An 835-nucleotide genomic window follows, 5' to 3' on the forward strand; every position below is an offset into this window, starting at 1 on the left:
GCACTTGGCTGATTTGGCTTGATCGCAACACTGATAACTTCGCCCTACTAATGCTGCTCGCCGCATTTACCGTTTTTCAGACGGCCTACGCCGCAACTGGCGATTTGAACTTACTGCGCGCGCAAGTACATCTGAACATAGCAGCTGTCATGTTTGTATCCGTCCGCGTCAGCATTCTTTTGGGCGCGGAAGCCCTTAAAGAATGCCGTCTGAAAGACCCTGTTTTTATTCCAAATATCGTTTATAAAAACATCGCCATTACTTTCCTGCTGCTGCACGCCGCCGCCGAACTTTGGCTGCCCGCACAAACCGCCGGTTTTACCGCGCTTGCCGTCGGATTCATCCTGCTCGCCAAGCTGCGTGAGCTCCACCATCACGAACTCCTGCGCAAACACTACGTCTGCACTTATTACCTGCTCCAGCTTTTTGCCGCCGCAGGCTATCTGTGGACAGGCGTGGAGAAACTGCAAAATCTGCCTTCCTCCGCCCCATTACACTTGATTACCCTCGGCGGTATGATGGGCGGCGTGATGATGGTGTGGCTGACCGCCGGACTGTGGCACAGCGGCTTTACCAAACTCGACTACCCGAAACTCTGCCGCATTGCCATCCCCCTACTCTTTATGGCCGCCATCTCGCGCGCTTTCTTGATGAACGTGAACCCGATATTTTTCATTACCGTTCCTGCGATTCTGACCATCGCCGTGTTCGTACTGTATCTTTTCACGTTTGTACCGATATTTCGGGAAAATGCGTTTACGGATGATCCGGAATGAAACAAAAGGCCGTCTGAAACTTTCAGACGGCCTTTTGTTTTAAATAAATGCTTTATTTG

At 51.3% G+C, this 835-nt stretch carries 1 protein-coding gene; it reads left to right on the forward strand.

What is annotated here, in order from left to right:
* On the forward strand, window positions 1–776 hold a 776-nt coding region (locus ACTHUR_RS12985; protein ID WP_440398912.1), incomplete at its 5' end, for an NnrS family protein.
* Window positions 777–835: the final 59 nt, after the last annotated feature.

The sequence above is a fragment of the Neisseria sp. P0021.S007 genome, assembly GCF_051956855.1.